Origin of the sequence: Mesorhizobium sp. M7A.F.Ca.AU.002.02.1.1, assembly GCF_003998535.1 — a bacterium.
Classification (GTDB): Bacteria; Pseudomonadota; Alphaproteobacteria; order Rhizobiales; family Rhizobiaceae; genus Mesorhizobium; species Mesorhizobium ciceri.
In genome coordinates this window covers 1-2,644 of the sequence record NZ_RZPB01000799.1, presented here as the reverse complement: position 1 = coordinate 2,644, position 2,644 = coordinate 1, and the positions used below count along the sequence as shown (strand labels likewise).

The 2,644-nt window shown below is 68.0% G+C and carries 1 pseudogene; it reads right to left on the bottom strand.

The features are described from left to right. Nucleotides 1–2,644: pseudogene (locus tag EN879_RS31460) on the bottom strand (calcium-binding protein); the annotation flags it as partial.

The following is a 2,644-nucleotide window of genomic DNA, read 5'->3' as shown; positions in this document are numbered from 1 at the left end:
GGCCCCCCCCCGCCGCGACGCTCAGCTTTCCGGGCCGGTCGTCGTAGCGCAGCGAGGCGGCGGCGAGGCCTATCGCGGCCGCCTGCCGGGCCTCGTCGCGGATGCCGTTGATGTCCGAATTGAGCTGGCCGAGCTTCTGGTCGGTATAGTCGTTGGCCTGCTGCAGGGTCGTGGCGGCTACCTTGTCGGTGTAGTCGTTGGACGTATCGATAGCGTAAGCCACGCGGTTGTCCGTATAGCTCTTGCCGGCGGTCAGGCCCTGGTTCATCTGTTCGACATTGACCGCATCGGTCCCTTTGACGCCGGGGCCGACATTGGAGATGACGACCGGCGCGTTGACGTCGCCACCCTGCAGCGTGATGGTGTTCGACTTGACGCCGCCCGGGGCGTCATAGGTCACCGCGTTCTGGGTGAGGTTTCCGACGCCGGCTTTCAAATCCTCGATCGCCGTGTTGGTGGCGTAGAGCTGCGAGCCGTTGATCGCATCCGTGCTGCCGGCATCGACGCGCCCGGCGGCGACGTTGGTGATCGTCCGCTCGGCGCCGGCATCGCCGACGCTGACGGTTCCGGTCGGAGTCGTTCCGGCGAAGGTGTAGGTCTTGCCGCCGATGACGGTGCTGGAGGTGCCGACGGCTGTCTGCGTCACCGAGCCGGAGCCGAGCGCCACATCGTTGGCGTTGTTGGCCTGCGCACCCTGGCCGAGCGCGACGGCGCCCGCCCCGGTAGCCGTCGAGCCATGGCCCGCAGCCACGCTCTCGGCGCCGCTCGCCACGCTTTCCGGCCCGATCGCCACCGCGTTGGTGCCGCCGGCGATGCTGTCGGCCAGCGTCGAATTGGCGTGGAAGTATTTGATGCCGCCGCCATTGCTGATGGTGGTCAGGGCATTGTCGACGGCCGTCAGGCCGTCATAGACGGTCGAGTAGTTGTTGCCCTGGATAGTGTAGGTCGGGCCGGTGATCGAGCCGTCGGGATTGATCGTGGTAACGCCGCCGAACAGGTCGGTGACGTTTTTCGTCACGCCGCGCAACTGCGAGACGTTGACGCCGTCGGTGTCGGCCGAGCCCGCCGCGACATTGGTCAGCTTGCGTTCGGCCCCGGCGGCGCCGATCGACACCTCGCCGACCGAGGTCTGCGCGCCAGCAAGCCCATAGGCCGCGTAGTTCGTTTGTGCGCCGACCGTGGTGATGGACTGCGCACCAAGCGCGACGCTGTTGATGAAGGTGCTTTGGGCGCCGGCGCCGAGCGCCACCGACTGGATGCCGGAGGCGGTCGAATTGGTGCCGAGCGCCAGGCCGTCGGCCAGCAGCACATGCGCGTTCTGGCCGATGGCCGTTCCGCCGGGTGCTGTCTGGTCGACGATGGCGCCGTTGCCGATGCCGATGCCGTTGTCGCCGTTGACGACGGTCGTCGGACCGACCGCGACCGACTCCGCGCCGACCGCCAGCGAGTCGCCCGCCGCCGAATTGGCATGGAAGTATTTCGTCGAGGTGACCGACACGGCAGCGATGGCGCCGGCGAGCTGGCGCACCGTCACCGCGTCCTGGTCCTGCGTGCCGTCGGCCACATTGGTGATCTGCCGGTAGGAGTTGACGTCGCCGACCGAAACCGCGCCGAGCAGCGCCTTGTCGGTCGTGTTGAACTGGATGAAGTTCGACGGACCGGCTGCGATCTGGCCGGTAGCCGGAGCGATCGCGCGATTGGAGATCGAACCCGAGCCCAGCGCCACGCTGCCGTCGATGCTGGCGTTGCTGGCGCGGCCGAGCGCCAGCGCGCTGACCCCGGTCGCGGTCGCCTGGTAGCCGACAGCGGTGGAGCCGACACCTTGTGCGAAGGAATCGGTCTGCGCCAGTCCGGCCTCGTTAGTGCGAGCGTAGCGGATGCCGATGCCGTTGGCGTCGGTGTAGGCGGTCGAGGTGTCGCCGGCGATGTTGTTGACAATGTTGCCGAGATTGGTCACGCCAGCGCCAAGATTGTTGACGGTGGTGCCGATGGCATCGACGGCCTGGTTGGTGGCGGCGAGCTGCGAGCCGTTGAGGGCGTCGGTCGACGTCGAGCTGATCCGCCCCGCGGCGACATTGGTGATGGTGCGTTCCGCACCGACCGCGCCGACGCTGACCGTCGAGGTCGGATTGGTGCCCTGGAAGGCATAGGTCGTGCCGTTGATCACGGTGCTCGGCGTGGCGACAGCGACGTCGGTGACACTGCCCGAGCCGAGCGCCACGGCGCCTGCGTTGGCGGCGGTGGCGTTGGCGCCCAGCGCCAGCGCATCGACGGCGCTGGCATTCGCTTGCTTGCCGAGAGCGGTCGCTTGAGCGTTGGTTGCGAACGCGTTCTGGCCGATCGCCGTGCTGGACAGGCCTGTGGCATTGGCGTTGGCGCCGACGGCGGTGGCGAATTGGCCCGAGGCCTTGGATATGTAGCCCATCGCCGTTGCGTCGAGCGCCGATGCGACGGCGCCGCTGCCGATGGCCGAGGCGTTGGCGTCGGAGGCGCTCGAATTGACACCGGCCGCGATGGCGTTCGTCCCCGTTGCGGTCGCGACGGGTCCGATCGCGACCGAGTCCGTGCCCGTCGCCGAAGAGTCCGCCGCCGTCGAGTTGGCATGGAAATACTTGATGCCGCCGCCGACATTGATGTTGTTGAC